12 protein-coding genes are annotated in these 15669 nt (G+C 71.8%); 4 read left to right on the top strand and 8 right to left on the bottom strand.

Features of this window, described 5'->3' with window-relative positions:
* Positions 1-154: 154 nt before the first annotated feature.
* On the bottom strand, positions 155-3037 hold the full coding sequence (secA, locus tag ABTW95_RS22710; protein ID WP_396454358.1) for a preprotein translocase subunit SecA: 2883 nt from the start codon (positions 3035-3037) through the stop codon (positions 155-157).
* Between the two features lie 185 nt (positions 3038-3222).
* Here secA and ABTW95_RS22705 point away from each other — a divergent pair, with 185 nt between their 5' ends.
* Complete coding sequence (locus ABTW95_RS22705) at positions 3223-3558, top strand: HGxxPAAW family protein (protein WP_396448082.1); 336 nt, start codon at positions 3223-3225, stop codon at positions 3556-3558.
* A 160-nt stretch (positions 3559-3718) separates the two neighbouring features.
* Here the strand turns inward: ABTW95_RS22705 and ABTW95_RS22700 are convergent, their stop codons facing one another.
* The 7 genes from ABTW95_RS22700 to mtrA form a co-directional block, all read right to left on the bottom strand.
* The gene (locus tag ABTW95_RS22700; protein ID WP_500227314.1) at positions 3719-4945 is read right to left on the bottom strand and encodes a winged helix-turn-helix domain-containing protein; all 1227 of its coding nucleotides are present in this window, start codon (positions 4943-4945) and stop codon (positions 3719-3721) included.
* Positions 4946-5005: 60 nt separating this feature from the next.
* The gene (locus ABTW95_RS22695) at positions 5006-5773 is read right to left on the bottom strand and encodes a response regulator (RefSeq protein ID WP_500227313.1); all 768 of its coding nucleotides are present in this window, start codon (positions 5771-5773) and stop codon (positions 5006-5008) included.
* A gap of 282 nt (positions 5774-6055) precedes the next feature.
* The gene (hpf, locus tag ABTW95_RS22690; protein WP_396448080.1) at positions 6056-6724 is read right to left on the bottom strand and encodes a ribosome hibernation-promoting factor, HPF/YfiA family; all 669 of its coding nucleotides are present in this window, start codon (positions 6722-6724) and stop codon (positions 6056-6058) included.
* Between the two features lie 740 nt (positions 6725-7464).
* Complete coding sequence (locus ABTW95_RS22685; protein WP_500227312.1) at positions 7465-8148, bottom strand: ComF family protein; 684 nt, start codon at positions 8146-8148, stop codon at positions 7465-7467.
* A gap of 67 nt (positions 8149-8215) precedes the next feature.
* Positions 8216-10006, bottom strand: a complete 1791-nt coding sequence (locus ABTW95_RS22680) for an LpqB family beta-propeller domain-containing protein (protein WP_396448078.1) — start codon at positions 10004-10006, stop codon at positions 8216-8218.
* Complete coding sequence (gene mtrB / locus ABTW95_RS22675) at positions 10003-11628, bottom strand: MtrAB system histidine kinase MtrB (RefSeq protein ID WP_396448077.1); 1626 nt, start codon at positions 11626-11628, stop codon at positions 10003-10005. Before mtrB ends, ABTW95_RS22680 begins: the two co-directional genes overlap by 4 nt.
* A 118-nt stretch (positions 11629-11746) precedes the next feature.
* Positions 11747-12424 (bottom strand): MtrAB system response regulator MtrA, encoded by a 678-nt coding sequence (mtrA, locus tag ABTW95_RS22670; protein WP_021598338.1) that lies wholly within the window; start codon positions 12422-12424, stop codon positions 11747-11749.
* A 289-nt stretch (positions 12425-12713) separates the two neighbouring features.
* On the opposite strand from mtrA, the gene ABTW95_RS22665 reads away from it, so the two are divergent.
* The 3 genes from ABTW95_RS22665 to ABTW95_RS22655 are packed head-to-tail and all read left to right on the top strand — an operon-like array spanning position 12714 to position 15657.
* Positions 12714-13796 (top strand): hypothetical protein, encoded by a 1083-nt coding sequence (locus ABTW95_RS22665; protein WP_500227311.1) that lies wholly within the window; start codon positions 12714-12716, stop codon positions 13794-13796.
* Entirely contained in the window at positions 13793-14470 is a 678-nt protein-coding gene (locus tag ABTW95_RS22660) for a DUF4129 domain-containing protein (RefSeq protein ID WP_396448075.1), read from the top strand. Before ABTW95_RS22665 ends, ABTW95_RS22660 begins: the two co-directional genes overlap by 4 nt.
* On the top strand, positions 14464-15657 hold the full coding sequence (locus ABTW95_RS22655) for a DUF4350 domain-containing protein (RefSeq protein ID WP_396448074.1): 1194 nt from the start codon (positions 14464-14466) through the stop codon (positions 15655-15657). The genes ABTW95_RS22660 and ABTW95_RS22655 overlap by 7 nt, the downstream gene beginning before the upstream one ends.
* Positions 15658-15669 lie beyond the last annotated feature (12 nt).

The raw sequence follows: 15669 nt of genomic DNA, 5'->3' as shown, positions 1-15669 counted from the left end.
TCACGACGACGCCCTTGCCTCCGGCTCGGAGTTAGCACCACCTCTTCCTCCAGGGGACTTTCACCCCCAAGCAATCGCCCATGCTGGGCGCACCATGCGAAAGCGGCCTCCCGGGCGTCCGGGAGGCCGCTTCGCGCGGCGCTGACCGCTCCGGCTACTTGTTCCGGTTGCGCGGGTCGCCGTGGCAGCGCTTGAACTTCTTGCCGGAGCCGCACGGGCACGGGTCATTGCGGTTCACGCCCGCGTACTCGTCCTCGCTCTCCTCGCTGTGCAGCTCGACGCCGCCCTCGCCGTCCACGGTCGGGGCGGAGTACTCCAGCTTCTTCGGGCGGGACGGCTTCTCCAAGCCCTTCGCCTTGATGGCGGGGGCCTCGTCGGCCTCCTCCACGTCGACGGCGACGGCGCCCTCGCCCTCCTCCTCGTCCGCGGCGGCCGCGGGGGCCGACTTGGCGACGGAGACGGGGGCGGCGCCGACGGTCGGGGCCTCCGGCTGCTCCTCGACCTCGACCTCGAGGTTGAACAGGTAGCCGACCGACTCCTCCTTGATGCCGTCGAGCATCGCGTTGAACATGTCGTAGCCCTCGCGCTGGTACTCGACCAGCGGGTCGCGCTGCGCCATGGCCCGCAGGCCGATGCCCTCCTGGAGGTAGTCCATCTCGTAGAGGTGCTCGCGCCACTTGCGGTCGAGGACCGACAGCACGACGCGGCGCTCCAGCTCGCGCATGACGTCCGAGCCGAGCTCCTCCTCGCGCTTGTCGTAGGCCGCCTGGGCGTCCTCGCGGATCTTCTCGGCGAGGGTCTCGGCGTCCAGCCCGGAGATGTCGCCGCCCGCCTCCTCGATCAGCTCGTCCACCGTGATCGAGATCGGGTAGAGCTGCTTGAACGCCTTCCACAGCTTGTCGAGGTCCCACTCCTCGGCGAAGCCCTCGGCGGTGGCGCCCGCGACGTAGCCGGCGACGACCTCGTCGATCATCCGGCGGACCTGCTCGTGCAGGTCCTCGCCCTCCAGCACCTTGCGGCGCTCGGCGTAGATGACCTTGCGCTGCCGGTTCAGGACCTCGTCGTACTTCAAGACGTTCTTGCGCATCTCGAAGTTCTGCTGCTCGACCTGGCTCTGCGCCGACTTGATCGCGTTCGTCACGATCTTGGACTCGATGGGGGTGTCGTCCGGGATGTTCAGCCGGGTCATGATCGACTCGACGCGGGCCGAGTTGAACAGCCGCATCAGGTCGTCCTCAAGGGAGAGGTAGAACCGGGACTCGCCCGGGTCGCCCTGCCGGCCGGAGCGCCCGCGCAGCTGGTTGTCGATGCGCCGCGACTCGTGCCGCTCCGTCGCGAGGACGTACAGGCCGCCGAGCTCGACGACCTCCTCGTGCTCGCCCTTCACGGCCTCCTTGGCCTTCTCCAGCGCCTCCGGCCAGGCCGCCTCGTACTCCTCCGGAGTCTCCAGCGGGGACAGGCCGCGCTGGTGCAGCTCCAGGTCGGCGCGGAAGTCGGGGTTGCCGCCGAGCATGATGTCGGTGCCGCGGCCCGCCATGTTCGTCGCGACGGTGACGCCGCCCTTGCGGCCGGCCTCGGCGACGATCGCGGACTCCTGCTCGTGGTGCTTGGCGTTCAGCACCTGGTGCGGGATGCCGCGCCGCTTGAGCATCTTGCTCAGCTTCTCGGACTTCTCCACCGACGTCGTGCCGACCAGCACCGGCTGGCCCTTCTCGTGCCGCTCGGCGATGTCGTCGACGACGGCCTCGAACTTGGCCTGCTCGGTCTTGTAGACGACGTCCGCGACGTCCTCGCGGATCATCGGCTTGTTCGTCGGGATCGGCACGACACCGATCTTGTAGGTCTTGTTGAACTCCGCCGCCTCGGTCACCGCGGTGCCGGTCATCCCGGACAGCTTCTTGTAGAGGCGGAAGTAGTTCTGCAGGGTGATCGTGGCGAGCGTCTGGTTCTCGTCCTTGATCGGCACGCCCTCCTTGGCCTCGATGGCCTGGTGCATGCCCTCGTTGTAGCGGCGGCCGTGCAGGATGCGGCCGGTGAACTCGTCCACGATCAGGACCTCGCCGTTCATGACGACGTAGTCCTTGTCGCGCTTGTACAGCTCCTTGGCCTTCAGCGCGTTGTTGAGGAAGCTCACCAGCGGCGTGTTCACCGAGTCGTACAGGTTGTCGATGCCGAGCCAGTCCTCGACCTTCTCGACGCCGGACTCGGTGATGCCGACGGTGCGCTTCTTCTCGTTCACCTCGTAGTCGCCGGGGCCGTACTCGTCGACCTGGCCGGCGGTGCTGATCAGCTCGGCGCGCTTCAGCCGGGGGGCGATCTTGGCGAACTCCGCGTACCACTTGGAGTTCTGCTCGGCCGGGCCCGAGATGATCAGGGGCGTGCGGGCCTCGTCGATGAGGATCGAGTCGACCTCGTCCACGATCGCGTAGTTGTGGCCGCGCTGGACGCACTCCTCCAGGCTCCACGCCATGTTGTCGCGGAGGTAGTCGAACCCGAACTCGTTGTTCGTCCCGTAGGTGATGTCGCAGTTGTAGGCCGCGCGGCGCTCGTCCGGGGTCATCTGCGGCAGGATCACGCCGACGTCGAGACCGAGGAACTGGTGCACCCGGCCCATCCACTCGGCGTCGCGCTTGGCCAGGTAGTCGTTCACCGTGACCACGTGGACGCCGTCGCCGGAGAGCGCGTTCAGGTAGGCGGGGAGCACACAGGTCAGGGTCTTGCCCTCACCGGTCTTCATCTCCGCGATGTTCCCGAGGTGCAGCGCCGCGCCGCCCATCACCTGGACGTCGTAATGGCGCTGCCCGAGGACGCGCCTGGCGGCTTCGCGTGCGGTCGCGAACGCCTCCGGGAGCAGGTCGTCCAGGGTCTCGCCGTCGGCGATTCGTTCCCGGTACTTGTCGGTCAGCTCGCGCAACTCGGCGTCGCTCATCTCGAGGAAGTCTTCCTCGATCGAGTTGACCTGATCCGCGAGCTTCTTGAGCTTGCGCAGGGTCTTTCCCTCGCCCGCACGAAGGATCTTGTCGATGACTGGCGGCACTCTCGAAGGCTCCTTGCAGATCGTGGTTCACCGCTCAGGGCGGCACGCACACCACACGTACGATGCCATCGTAGGCGAGACCCAGAATGGTCTAGGTCACTCCGCAGCGCAATCCACAGCGCGTCCCGTTTGACCTGCCGGGTCCGGGAGAGGATCTTTCACACCGTTTCAGGAGGGGAAGGCCAATGTCCGAAGGGTCAGGTTCGCACGCCGGCCGGCTCAGTTCGTGGATCGCCGTGACCATCATCTTCATCGGCTTCGTGGTCGGCGGCGTCGCGCTGTGCCTCGGCCCGCAGTGGATCATGTTCTGGGTGGGCGCCGGCATCGTGGTCGCCGGGCTCCTGGTCAGCTGGATGGTCCACCTGTTCTCCGACGTCGTCGTGGACGCGCCCCGCGTCATCCCCGAGATCGTCGACTACTCGCTGTTCGGCTCGCGCTCGGCGAGGCGCCGCGGCGGCGAGCAGGGCGAGGTCCTCAACGCCCCGGTCTCGACCGACACCGAGCAGACCCCCCACGGCTGACCCGCCCCGCACGAGGCCGGCTCCCCGAGGGGGCCGGCCTCACGCATGTCCGGCGGGCGTGCGAAGCGAACATCCCCGCTGCTTCGATCCTCACTGAGTCGAACAACCGGCCCCGGCGGCCGATTCCCGGGGCGGGCCGCGGAGCGAGGCGCTGGTGCGCTCAGGACGGCATGGCGGCGCTCAGGGCGGCCTTGATCAGGGTGGGCGGCAAGGGAGTGCGCTCCACGCGGACGTCGTCGCAGCCGACCCAGGCGGCGGCCCGCCAGAGCGCCGTGGCGAGGGCCTGCGCCGACGACTCCGTGCGGGCGGCGGTGCGGGTGGCCCAGGGCTCCAGGGACGCCTGGCGGGCGATGAGGGTGCGGCCCTCGCGGGCGGGGTCGACGCGTCCGATGAGGCGACCGCCGGCGAGGAGCGGCATCGCGAAGTACCCGTGGACGCGCTTGTCCTTCGGGACGTACGCCTCCAGGCGGTGGTCGAAGCCGAAGACGCGGGACGTGCGGGCGCGGTCCCACACCAGGGAGTCGAAGGGCGACAGCAGGGTGGTGGCGTGCCTGCCGCGGGGCGGGGAGGAGAGCGCGCCGGGATCGGCCCAGGCGCGCTGCGGCCATCCGGCGACCTCGGCGGGGACGAGCCCGGTCGCGCCGATCACCCGGTCGACCTGGTCCTGCCGGAGCCGGTAGTAGTCGGCGAGGTCGCCGCGGGTCGCCACGCCCAGCGCGCGCCCGGCGCGGGCGACCAGCGCGGTCAGGCAGGCGTCGTCGTCCAGGTCCCGCGCGAGCAGATCCGGCGGGACGACACGCTCCGCGAGGTCGTAGACGCGGCGCCAGCCGACCCGCTCGACGCAGACGACCTCGCCGACGTCCAGCAGCCACTCGATGCCGATCTTGTGGTCGCTCCAGTCCCACCATTCGGCGCTCGCCTTGGCGCCGCCGAGCTCCTTGGTGGTGAGCGGCCCGTCCGCCTTCAGGCGGGCCCTGATCTGGTCGCAGACGCCCTCCGGCACCTTGTGCCACCGCCACCCCCGCTCCAGGTACGCGCGCCGCCTGAACGCGAACAGCGGCCAGTCGGCCATGGGGATGACGGACGCCGCGTGCGCCCAGTACTCGAACGCCGGGTACGCGCCCCCGCCGGCCGCGTGCTCCGCGGACTTGCGGGAGCCGTTGCCCCAGTACGCGGCCTCGATCGCGCCGCGCTTCACGGGGCCGAGCCGGGCGTAGGGCACGAGCTCGTGAGAGCGCGCCAGTACCGAGATGGTGTCGAGCTGGACGGCCCCCAGCCGTTCCAGCATCGCGGGGACCCCGCCCTTCGGGCGCGCGCCCAGGAACCCCTGGGCGCGCAGCTGGAGCCGCCGTGCCTCGTCCGCGCTGAGTTCGACTGCCTCTGCCACGCCCGCGATGCTACGCCACAACACCGACAAAACCGGATTGCCGGTCGCGGCGGGCGGCCGTCAGGTGATCTCCAGGAGCTTCTCGCGGACGGCGTAGACGACGGCCTCCATCCGGGAGTGGAGCTGCAGCTTCTCCAGGATGTTGCGGACGTGGTTCTTCACCGTGTTCTCGGAGATGAACAGCTCGCGGGCGATCTCCCGGTTGCCGAGGCCGCGGGCGACGAGGCGCAGCACCTCCATCTCGCGCTCGGTGAGGCGGGGCGCGGGGACCTGCTGGGTGCGCTCCTCGCTGCGCTTGGCCAGCGCGGCGAACTCGGTGATGAGCTTGGACGCCATCGACGGGCTGATCAGCGACTGGCCGCCGTGCACCGCGCGGACGGCCTGCGGGACCTCGTCGATGGAGATCTCCTTGAGCAGGTAGCCGCTGGCCCCGGCCTTGATCGCCTCGAAGAGGTCCTCCTCCTCGTCGCTGATGGTCAGCATGACGATCTTCGCGCTGGGCGCGGCGTCCTTGATGGCGGTGCACGCCTCGATGCCGCTGCGGCGCGGCATCCGGATGTCCATCAGGACTACGTCGGGCAGCAGGTCGCCCGCCATCTCGACGGCCTCGTGCCCGTCGCCGCCCTCGCCGATGACCTCGATGTCGTCCTCGCCCTGGAGGACCATCTCCAGGCCCCTGCGGAACAGCGCATGGTCGTCGACGATGAGCACGCGGATGGGGTCGGCCGTGTCGGCCGGCCGCGCCGCGTCCCGGCCGGCGGGGGCGGCGTCGGCGCCGGTCGGACGGGGTACCGCCGCGGCGTCGCGAGTCTCGGGATTCTCGCTCACCAGAGTCGCGGCGTGGAGGAGACGCCGCTTCCCCCCTTCACTATTCAGCGATCTGGAACTACCGGAGGGTTGTCGTCCATCGGGTCGTCCTCGGGAACCTACGGGGTCCGGGGACGAACCCGGGGGATTTCGACCGGGTGTCTTCCCGGTCAACCGCCGCGCGCCCCGGGAAGGTTCCCGGGACGCGCCGCGTCCGCGGATCGGCTGATGCGCCTTTTCAGATCATGACATGGTTCCGGTGGTGACGCGACGCGTCCGCCGCATCACCGAGACGGAAAGGGTTCACTCTTCGACGAGCCTGATCACTCCGTAATCCCAGCCTCTTCTCCGGTATACGACCGAGGGGTGCCCGGTGGCCTTGTCGCGGTAGAGGAAGAAGTCGTGGCCGACGAGTTCCATCTCGAAAAGGGCCTGCTCGATGCCCATCGGCTCGGCCTTGTGGAATTTCTCGCGAACGACGAGGGGGCCGTCGCCGTCCATGGGGATCGGTACGAGGTTCTCGTCCCGGGTGGCGGTCTCGGGCTCGGGAGGCGCCGGGGCGGTCTCCACGGCCCGGGGGACGGGTTCGGGCAGCGGCTCGGGGAGCGTCTCCATCGTCGCGAGCTTGGCGCGGCCCTTGCCGTGGTTCTTGCCCTGGCTCTTCAGGCCGTGGCCCTTGCGCCGCTCGGCGCCGCGGCGGAGCCGGGACTCCAGCTTGTCGAGCGCGAGGTCGAGGGCGCCGTACCGGTCGTCGGCGGCGGCCTCGGCCCGGATCACCGGGCCGCGGGAGCGGATCGTGAGCTCCACGCGTTCGCGCTGGTCGGCCAGCCGTGGGTTGCGTTCCTCGGACACCTCCACGTCCACGCGGATGACCTTCTGGTCAAGCCGTTCGATCTTGGCCAGTTTGTTGTCGACGTGCCGACGGAACCTGTCGTTGACCTCGGTGTGCCGGCCCCTCACGGTGATGTTCACGCGGGACCCCCCTTCTCCCGGTTGGGCTTGTCGCCGGCCCGGGACCCCTGCCGGTCCCGGACGGGCACCACAGGACGGTGGGTCGCACCCGCCCGGCCGACCTGGTCTTCGTCCCCACATCCGCCTGCTGAGGGGCTCGCGGCGCTCTCGCCACTACTGCCCTTCTCCCGGTTCGGAGGATGTCGGATCCCCCGATGGGGCAGGACTTACCTCTAAGGCGCACCGTGATCGGTCGACGAGAAGTCGCCTTACGTGGGCCGTTTCGCCTGCGCCTGGCATCGGCTAGCCGGACCGCCTGCCGTGCTCCTGACGAGCACTGCGATCCGACGCAACCACGGACCCGGGCGGGTGCCATGTCAGGAACGCTAACCCCTTACGCGACGAATGTCAGGAGGGGCGTCCGAGGAAAAACTCACGGACCGTCATCGCCGCCTGCCGCTACGGGTTCCCCGGGCCCGGCCCGAGCGCCCCGTCACCTGCCGTGAACCCCGTGGGGGTCGGCGGTCCGGCCGCCCGCGCCCGCGCAGGTCAGCCCCTACTGGCCTTCCGGTGAGTTTGAGGAATCTCTACCCCCTTCATGACACGGTGTGACTCGAATAACCCCAAACACCCCCTCAAGACCAGACAAGCCGGGCATCATCTGACTACTCCACGTAGCTAACTACCGCCCCCTTGAACAAAAGTGAAGAAAGTCACCATTCGCCCGACTTCTCTCTCCCGGCCCCCGGCTCCGGCGCCCGTCACCACGGACGCCTCCGAGGCGTCGCCGCGATGGTGGCCGCGCCGACCACGTCGGCCCCTGCGGCTCGAAGCGCCCGAGCCGCCTCGGCCAGCGAGGCGCCCGTGGTCACGACGTCGTCCACGAGCACGACCGGCGACCCGGCGACGTCGGCCCGCACCTCGACCGCGCCCCGCAGGTTGGCGGCGCGCTGCACCGCGGTGAGCCCCGCCTGGTCGGCCACCCGCCCGCGCTGCCGCAGGGCGTCCACCATGACGACCGGCACACCGCCCGCCCGCAGCCGCCGCACCGCGACCTCGGCCACCCCCCGCAGCGGATCATGCCCCCGCCGCCGTACGGCCCTCCGCCCCGAAGGCACCCGCACCACCACCGCCCCCGCGCCATCCGCAGGAGGCGGGTGCGCGGGGGCGAGGGCGGAGTGGAGCGCCGTCGCGAGGGCCTCGCCCAAAGGAGCGGCGAGGGGCGTTCGCCCGCGTTCCTTGTAGGCGGCCAGGATCGCTCTCAGGGAGCCCTCGTAGGCGGCGACCGTCCACACGGGCGGGGTGCCGGGCGCCGTGGCCCTGGCGGGCCGTGCGGACGCGCGGAGAGGCCCGGCGCAGGCGTCGCACAGCAGAGTCGGCTCTTGGCCGCACCCCGCGCAGCGTTCGGGCAGCAACAGGTCGATCAGGTCGTCGAGGAGTCCCACGGGCTCGACGATGCCGCTGCGCTTCCGGTCCCGTCCCTCGTTCGGGAAGGTGTGGACAACCCGGGGATCAGCGGGGGTAGGTGGGGTCCTTCGCCGGGGTCGGGCAGATCCACGGGCTGTAGGAGTTGGTCGGCGTGCGCTGGCGGCAGACCTGGTCCTTGCCGGACGAGCGGGTGCCGATCAGGATCGGGGCGCCGGGTGCGGCGGCGATCGTGCGGGGCTCGCCCAGGGAGCCCACGCCCAGGGACGTGATGGCGCTGCCGCTGATCGGCATCAGGAACGGGAGGGTCTGCGAGTCGCGCTTGGCGCGGCCCAGGACGGCGAGGGTGGCGTAGTCGCGCCAGGCCAGGTCGACGGCGTCCTGGAGCTCGGAGCTGACCGGCAGGAAGGAGCCGACGTCCAGGGAGCCGTCGGGGCTCTGGGCGATGCGGCCGAGCTGCACTTGGGGGCGGCCGTCGATCCCGGCGATCACCGCTGCGCGGACCCCGTCGCGGGCGACGCGGAAGGCGAGGACCTCTCGGCCGCCGAGGCCCCAGTGGGCGGCGCGGACGAACTCCTTGCCGGGGCGGCGCACCCACAGCCACGACTCGTCCTTCTTGCTCTCCACGACCCACAGGGTGCCGTCGCGGCTCCAGGACGGCGCGGTGAAGCGGGCGCCGTCGTGCGCGGTGAGCACCACGCGGGGGGCCGGCGAGCCGGAGACGGGCGCGGCGACCAGGACCTGGGTGGCGTCGCCGCTCAGCCCGGCGAACTCCTGGTACCCCGGGGCGACGGCGGGGCGGGACAGGCGCCCGGCAGGGCCGGTCACGACCGGCTGGGCGCGGTCGCCCTCCAGGGTGCCGAGGAACCCGGACGGGCCGACCACGTAGGCGTTCTGGTGGGCGCCTTCCGTGGCGACCCGGCCGTCCGGCGAGTTCTCCTCCCACGCGTTCACCGGCTGCGTGGCGTCCATGCCGTCGGGGACGACGGTCTCCCCCTGGATCTGCAGCCGCCACTGCTTGATCTCCGACAGCTGCCGCATGGTCCAGCTGAGCTGGGCGGACATCCGCTCGATGTCGCCGCCGCGCGCCTCCTTGGTGAGATCGACGGTCGCGATCTCCTTGTCGACCTGGACGCCGCGGCGCAGCCGGGTGCCCTTGGGGAAGGCGCTGTCGACGGCGCCCGCCAGCCAGGACGTGGGCCCGGTCAGCAGGGCCTGGACGAGCTGGGTCGGCAGCGCCTGCCGGTTGGCGACGGGCAGGAAGACCCCGTTCGGGACGAGGGTGTGCCGGTCCGGCGCGAAGAAGAACAGGTTGACGGTGCGCATGGCGCGCTCGACGTCGTCCTTGGTGAGCAGCAGGCCGGACTTCTCGTCGCCGGGCAGGCCGGTGATCCGCCAGACGCCCTGCGGGGTCTTGGCGAGCTGGAAGGCGGCGTCGAAGTTCTTCGGGGACGCGGTGTACTGCCCGTCGGCGGTGATGGTGCCGAGCTGGTCGCCGGTGATCCGGACGGTGGCCTGTTTCCCCGACTGCTTGATCACATGCGGGTCGGTGACGCGGCTCGCGAGGACGGTCACGAAGGGCCGCAGCCCCGGGTTCCAGGACGTCTGGCCGCTCAGGTACATCTTGGCGACCTTGTGCCCGTCGTCGAAGCTCGCGGACGCGGCGAGGAACCCGGAGACGATCTCGGCGGGCCCCCAGTCGGGGCGCGGCTTGACCGGGATGAGCCGGACGTAGGGGTCGTCGACCCGTTCGGCGCGTTCGGCGGGCTTGCCGCTGATGACCTGCCCGCCGCTCGGCACGTTCGCGCAGCCGGCGCCGCCGAGGACGAGGACGGCCAGCGTCAGCAGGCCGGTGACGCGCCGGGCGCAGGGGCTCATTCGCCGGCCTCCAGTTCGGCGAACAGCGGGCGCGAGTCCCCGGCCCCGGGCGGGACGAGCGGCAGCGGCGAGCCGCGCAGCTCCGCCCCGGCGACGCGGGGCAGCGACAGCCGGAACTGGGAGCCGGCGCCGGGTTCGCCCCACGCCTGCAGCCAGCCGCCGTGCAGCTGCGCGTCCTCGCGGGAGATCGACAGGCCGAGCCCGGTGCCGCCGGTGGTGCGGGCGCGGGCGGGGTCGGCGCGCCAGAAGCGGTCGAAGACCATCTGCCCCTCTCCGGGCTTGAGGCCGACCCCGTGGTCGCGGACGGCGACGGCGACGGCGTCGCGGTCGGCGCCGACGGTGATGACGATGTCCTCGCCCTCCCCGTGCTCGACGGCGTTGACCAGCAGGTTGCGCAGGATGCGCTCGACGCGGCGGCGGTCGACCTCGGCCATGCAGGGTTCGCCGGGCAGCTGCAGGACGACCTTGCTGCCCTTGCGCTCGGCGAGCCCCTGGATGTCGCCGACGGCGCGCAGGACGAGGTCGCGCATGTCGAGGGACTCGGCGTCCAGCGTCGCGGCGCCGGCGTCGTGCCGGCTGATCTCCAGCAGGTCGGCGAGCAGCGACTCGAACCGCTCCAGCTGGCTCTGCAGCAGCTCCGCGGACCGTCCGACGGCGGGGTCGTCGAAGCTGTCGCGGTACTCGTAGAGCATGTCGGCCGCGATCCTGATGGTGGTCAGCGGGGTGCGCAGCTCGTGCGAGACGTCGGAGACGAACTGCCGCTGCACCTGCGACAGGTCCTCCAGCTCGCCGATCTTCTCCTGGAGGTTGGCGGCCATCTCGTTGAAGGAGCGGGCGAGGCGGGCCAGGTCGTCCTCGCCGCGGACCCGCATGCGCTCTTCGAGGCGCCCGGCGGCGAGCCTCTGCGCGCCCTGGGCGGCGAGCCGCACCGGTATGACGACCTGCCGGGTGACCAGCGACGCGATCGCGGCCAGCAGCAGCACCAGGACGATCCCGACGCCGGCCAGGGAGCGGCTCACGTTGGTGAGGGTCTGCTGCTCCTGCGTCAGCGGGAACAGGTAGTACAGCTCGAACTGCCCGGTGCGGCCGCCGACGATGAGGCCGCGCTCGTCCGGCCTGCCGCCGAGGTAGGAGAGCTTGCCGTAGGTGTAGGCGCGCGACCCGGCGGGCGCGCTCTTCAGCTCTTCGCGCAGCCGCTTGGGGACGCTCTCCGGGCGCAGCTCGTTGGTCGTGTACCCGTCGAAGTACTGCTCGTTCGTGTCGCGGATGTAGACCTCGTAGAGCCCGGACGGTCCGCTGCGCGACTTGAGCCGGTCGATGGTCGAGTTGAGCCGGCTGCCGTCCCCGGCGGAGTTGCCCAGGTCGCGCTGGACCTGCGCCAGGCCGTCGTCCAGCTGGAGGCGCGCCGCCTTGACCTTGCCGTCCATGAGCGCCGACGACATCTGCTGCATCAGGAACGCGCCGAGGATCGCGACCACGATCGCGGAGATGAACAGCGTGGACGTAACGACCCGGACCTGGATGGACCGCCGCCAGCGCAGGTAGGCGGCGCCGACCGCCCCGGCGAGGAGGCGCCGCGCCGCGCCGAGCCCGCGCCGGACGAACCGCTTCGCCCTCCTCATGTCGGCTCTCATGGGGAGTCCGCGGGGCGGCGCGCTGATCCGCTCGTGTACTGGACGTTCATCGGCATGTCACGGGGAACGGGGCGGGGTGCCGGGACGGGGAAGGGAGCTGCGGGGCTCAGGCGGGCCCCGCCTTGTAGCCGACACCGCGCACGGTGACGACGATCTCGGGGCGTTCCGGGTCCTTCTCGATCTTGGCGCGGAGCCGCTGGACGTGCACGTTGACCAGCCGGGTGTCGGCGGCGTGCCGGTAGCCCCACACCTGCTCCAGCAGGACCTCGCGGGTGAACACCTGGCGCGGCTTGCGGGCGAGCGCGACCAGCAGGTCGAACTCCAGCGGGGTCAGCGGGATGTGCCGGTCGCCGCGCTTCACCGAGTGGCCGGCGACGTCGATGGTGATGTCGCCGATCTGCAGCGTCTCGGGCGCGGGCTCGTCGGTGCGGCGCAGCCGGGCGCGCACCCGCGCGACCAGCTCCTTGGGCTTGAACGGCTTGACGATGTAGTCGTCGGCGCCCGACTCCAGGCCGAGGACGACGTCCACGGTGTCGCTCTTGGCCGTCAGCATGACGATCGGCACGCCGGACTCGGCGCGGATCTGCCGGCACACGTCGATGCCGTCGGCCCCCGGCAGCATAAGGTCGAGCAGTACGAGGTCGGGCCGGGTCTCCCGGAACGCCTCGAGCGCCTTGTCGCCGTCGTGCACGAACGAGGGCTCGAAACCCTCGCCCCGAAGCACGATGCCGAGCATTTCGGCGAGTGCGAGATCGTCGTCGACGACCAGTACACGTCCTCTCATGGCCCTCATCGTCACAAAATCGGGGTTCGGTGGAGTGGGGCGCGATGCTCCGGCGCCACCTTGCCAGGGAGAGATATACCTTGGCGTGCAAGGTTACCCGCGTTTGCGGCGTACATGGCTCCCCCGCATCGGGTGGGCGGCTCGGAATCGTAGAGGTGACTCCCAAAACCGGCGCAAGGTTGACATCACGCCCATGACAGGATGACTTGATCGGCCGTCGCGACGGGGGCCCGGCGGGGGCCCGGTCGGATGCGCCGCACACCCCCTCACCGACCGCAGGGAGCCGAGGATGCCGGGACCGGACGGCTGGGACGACGCCGACACCGCCGACGTGGTGCGCGGCGTCCCGTTCCGTCCCATGTCCATCTCGGAGATGCTGGACGGCGCGATCGCCGGGATCCGGCGCCGGCCGCGCACCACGCTGGGCCTGTCGGTGGCGATCAGCACGGTGATCCAGGTGACGAGCTCGATCGCCGCGTACTTCTTCATCGGGGACAGGGCCCGCGAGGAGGTCACCCCCGACGTCCTGCTGGAGTCGCTCGGCGCGCAGACCACGCTGAGCGTGCTGGGGCTCGTGCTGTCGGCGTTCGGGATCCTGCTGATGGCGGGGCTGGTCGCGCCGATCCTGGGCCGCGAGCTGGTGGGGCTGCCGATCGCGCCGCGGCAGGCGTGGCGGGACGCCCGGCCGAGGCTGGGCAGGCTGGCCGGCACCGCCGCCGCCGTCATGGGCATCGCGCTGGGCGCGCTGGTCCTGCCGGCCGTGCCGTTCTTCGCGCTGATCGCCGCCGAGGCGCATCCGGCACTCCCGGTGCTCGCCGGGATCATCGGCTTCCCGCTCGGCGTCGGCCTCATGGTGTGGCTGTACATCCTGCTCGTCCAGGCGGTCCCGGCGGTCGTGCTGGAGCGGCGGACGGTCACGGGCGCGCTGCGCCGGGCCGTCACGCTCTCCAAGGGCCGGTGGTTCCGGACCTGCGGGACGCTGCTGCTGGCGCTGCTCGTGACCGTGTTCATGGGCTTCTTCGCGCTGCGCATCCCGTTCCTGATCGTGCAGCTGGCCTTCTTCGGCGACGCGTCCGGCGACGGCGCCACGATGGGCGCGCTGGCGGTCGACACGCTCGGCCGCATCGTCGGCTGGTCGGTGGTGCTGCCGTTCGACGCGGGAGTGATCGCGCTGCTCTACATGGACCGGCGGATGCGCCGCGAGGGCTTCGACCTGGAGCTGCGCATCAGGGGCCGGTCCGCCGCGGCGATCACCGGCGGCGGGACGGGCGGGACCGGCGAGGCCGGCGGGGACGCCCGCGACGACGGGTTCATCGACCTGTGGCGGACCGATCCGGTGCCGGCCCATCCGCAGACGGGAGCGAACCCGTGATCCTCGACCCCATCGGCCGCGACGAGGCCCGCGAACTGGCCCGCCGCGAGCTGGAGAAGCAGATCTACCAGCGCGACAAGCCGTCCATGCTGGAGCGCTGGTGGGACGACTTCACCGAGTGGCTGCAGCACCTGTTCAACCGGGCGCCGAACCCGGAGGCGCAGGGCAGCGGCGGCGGCTGGACGTCCGTCGTGATCATCGTCGTGGTCGCGCTGGTCGCGATCGGGCTGGTGGCCTGGCTGATGCGGGGCCGCCGCAACCTCCGCTCCCGCAAGGACCCGCTGCTGGAGGAGGAGCCGTCCACGGCGCTCGACCACCGGGAGGCCGCGGAGCGGCACGCGGCGGCCGGGCGGTGGGCCGAGGCGATCCGCGAGCGGCTCCGCGCGATCGCCCGCGACCTGGAGGAGCGGGCGGTCCTGGCGGCGCGGCCGGGCCGGACGGCCGACGAGCTGGCGGCGGAGGCGGGCGCGGCCGTGCCCGAGCTGGCCGCCGAACTGGCCGCGGGCGTGCGGATCTTCGACGACGTCTGGTACGGCGACCGGCCGGGCACCCCCGAGGGCTACGCGCGGATGGCGGAGCTGGACGAGCGGCTGCGGGCGATGAAGCCGAAGCCGCTTGAGGACGACGACCTCATCCCGGCCGGCGCCGGTGAAGAAGGGGGCCCGCGATGGTGACCCAGGCCCCGCCCGAGGCGGCGCCCGCCGAGCCGTCCGCGCGGCAGGTCGCGGGCCGCCGCTGGCGGTCGGCGCGCGGCGTGGTGGCGGTGCTGCTCGCGATGGTCGTGATCGCGGTCGTCCTGGCGGCGCTGCGCCCGTCGACGGCGCCGGACGCGCTCGACCCGGAGTCGCCGAGGCAAGACGGCGCCCGCGCCCTCGCGGAGATCCTGCGGCAGCGCGGGTCCAACGTGACCGTGGCGCGGACCACGGAGGACGCTCTCGCGGCGGCCGCTCCGGGCGGCGTCATGGTGGTGACGCGCACCGAGCGGCTCACCGACGACGACCTGCGGATGCTGAGCGGCACGCAGGTGGACCTCCTGCTCGTCCGGCCGTCCGCGTACGCGCTGGACGACCTGGCCCCGCAGGTGCGGCGCAGCGGCCCGAGCTTCGAGGAGACCGCCGCGCCGGGCTGCGCGCTGCCGGTCGCGTCCCTCGCCGGGACGGTCGCCTTCCACCAGTCGGAGACCTACGAGGTCACCGGCCCGGGGACGGCCTGCTACGGGACGGAGTACGGCGGCGCCCGGCTCGTCCAGGTGCAGACCGGCTCCCGTACCGTCACGGTGCTCGGCTCCGGCGCGCCGCTGACGAACCGGCGGCTCGCCGAGGAGGGCAACGCCGCGCTTGCCATGAACCTGGCCGGGGCCGGCACCTCCACGGTGTGGCTCGTCCCGGACCTGCCGGAGGCGGGCGAGGACGCCGGGCAGCGGTCGCTCGGCGACCTGCTGCCGTTCGGCGTGAAGCTGTTCTTCCTGGAGCTGCTGGTCGCGGTGCTGCTCGTCGCGCTGTGGCGGGCCCGCCGGCTCGGGCCGGTGGTGGCGGAGGCGCTGCCCGTCGTCGTCCGGTCCGCCGAGACGGTCGAGGGCCGCGCCCGCCTGTACCGGGCGGGGCGCGCCCGCGACCGCGCGTCCGACGCGCTGCGCTCCGGCGCCCGCGAACGGCTCGTCCCGCTCCTCGGGCTGCCCCGCGGCAGCGCGCAGGATCCCTCCGCCGCGCAGGAGATCGTCACGGCGGTCGCCCGCCGCACGCCCTACGACGAAACGTACGTCGGAGCGGCCCTGTACGGTCCTGAACCCGTGGACGACGCCGGGCTCATCGCCCTCACCGACGTCCTCGACGACCTGGAAAGGCAGGTACGGCAGTCTTGAACACCCCTGTAG

Source organism: Spirillospora sp. NPDC127506, from assembly GCF_040302145.1.
Classification (GTDB): Bacteria; Actinomycetota; Actinomycetes; order Streptosporangiales; family Streptosporangiaceae; genus Spirillospora.
The sequence above is the reverse complement of the archived record's forward strand: the minus strand, read 5'-3'. Positions and strand labels throughout refer to the sequence as shown.

Excerpts from the sequence above, each read along its gene's own strand:
- mtrA (WP_021598338.1), bottom strand. The coding sequence starts at position 12,424 with ATGAGAGGACGTGTACTGGTCGTCGACGACGATCTCGCACTCGCCGAA.
- ABTW95_RS22705 (WP_396448082.1), top strand. The coding sequence starts at position 3,223 with ATGTCCGAAGGGTCAGGTTCGCACGCCGGCCGGCTCAGTTCGTGGATC.
- mtrB (WP_396448077.1), bottom strand. The coding sequence starts at position 11,628 with ATGAGGAGGGCGAAGCGGTTCGTCCGGCGCGGGCTCGGCGCGGCGCGG.
- ABTW95_RS22665 (WP_500227311.1), top strand. The coding sequence starts at position 12,714 with ATGCCGGGACCGGACGGCTGGGACGACGCCGACACCGCCGACGTGGTG.
- ABTW95_RS22680 (WP_396448078.1), bottom strand. The coding sequence starts at position 10,006 with ATGAGCCCCTGCGCCCGGCGCGTCACCGGCCTGCTGACGCTGGCCGTC.
- ABTW95_RS22655 (WP_396448074.1), top strand. The coding sequence starts at position 14,464 with ATGGTGACCCAGGCCCCGCCCGAGGCGGCGCCCGCCGAGCCGTCCGCG.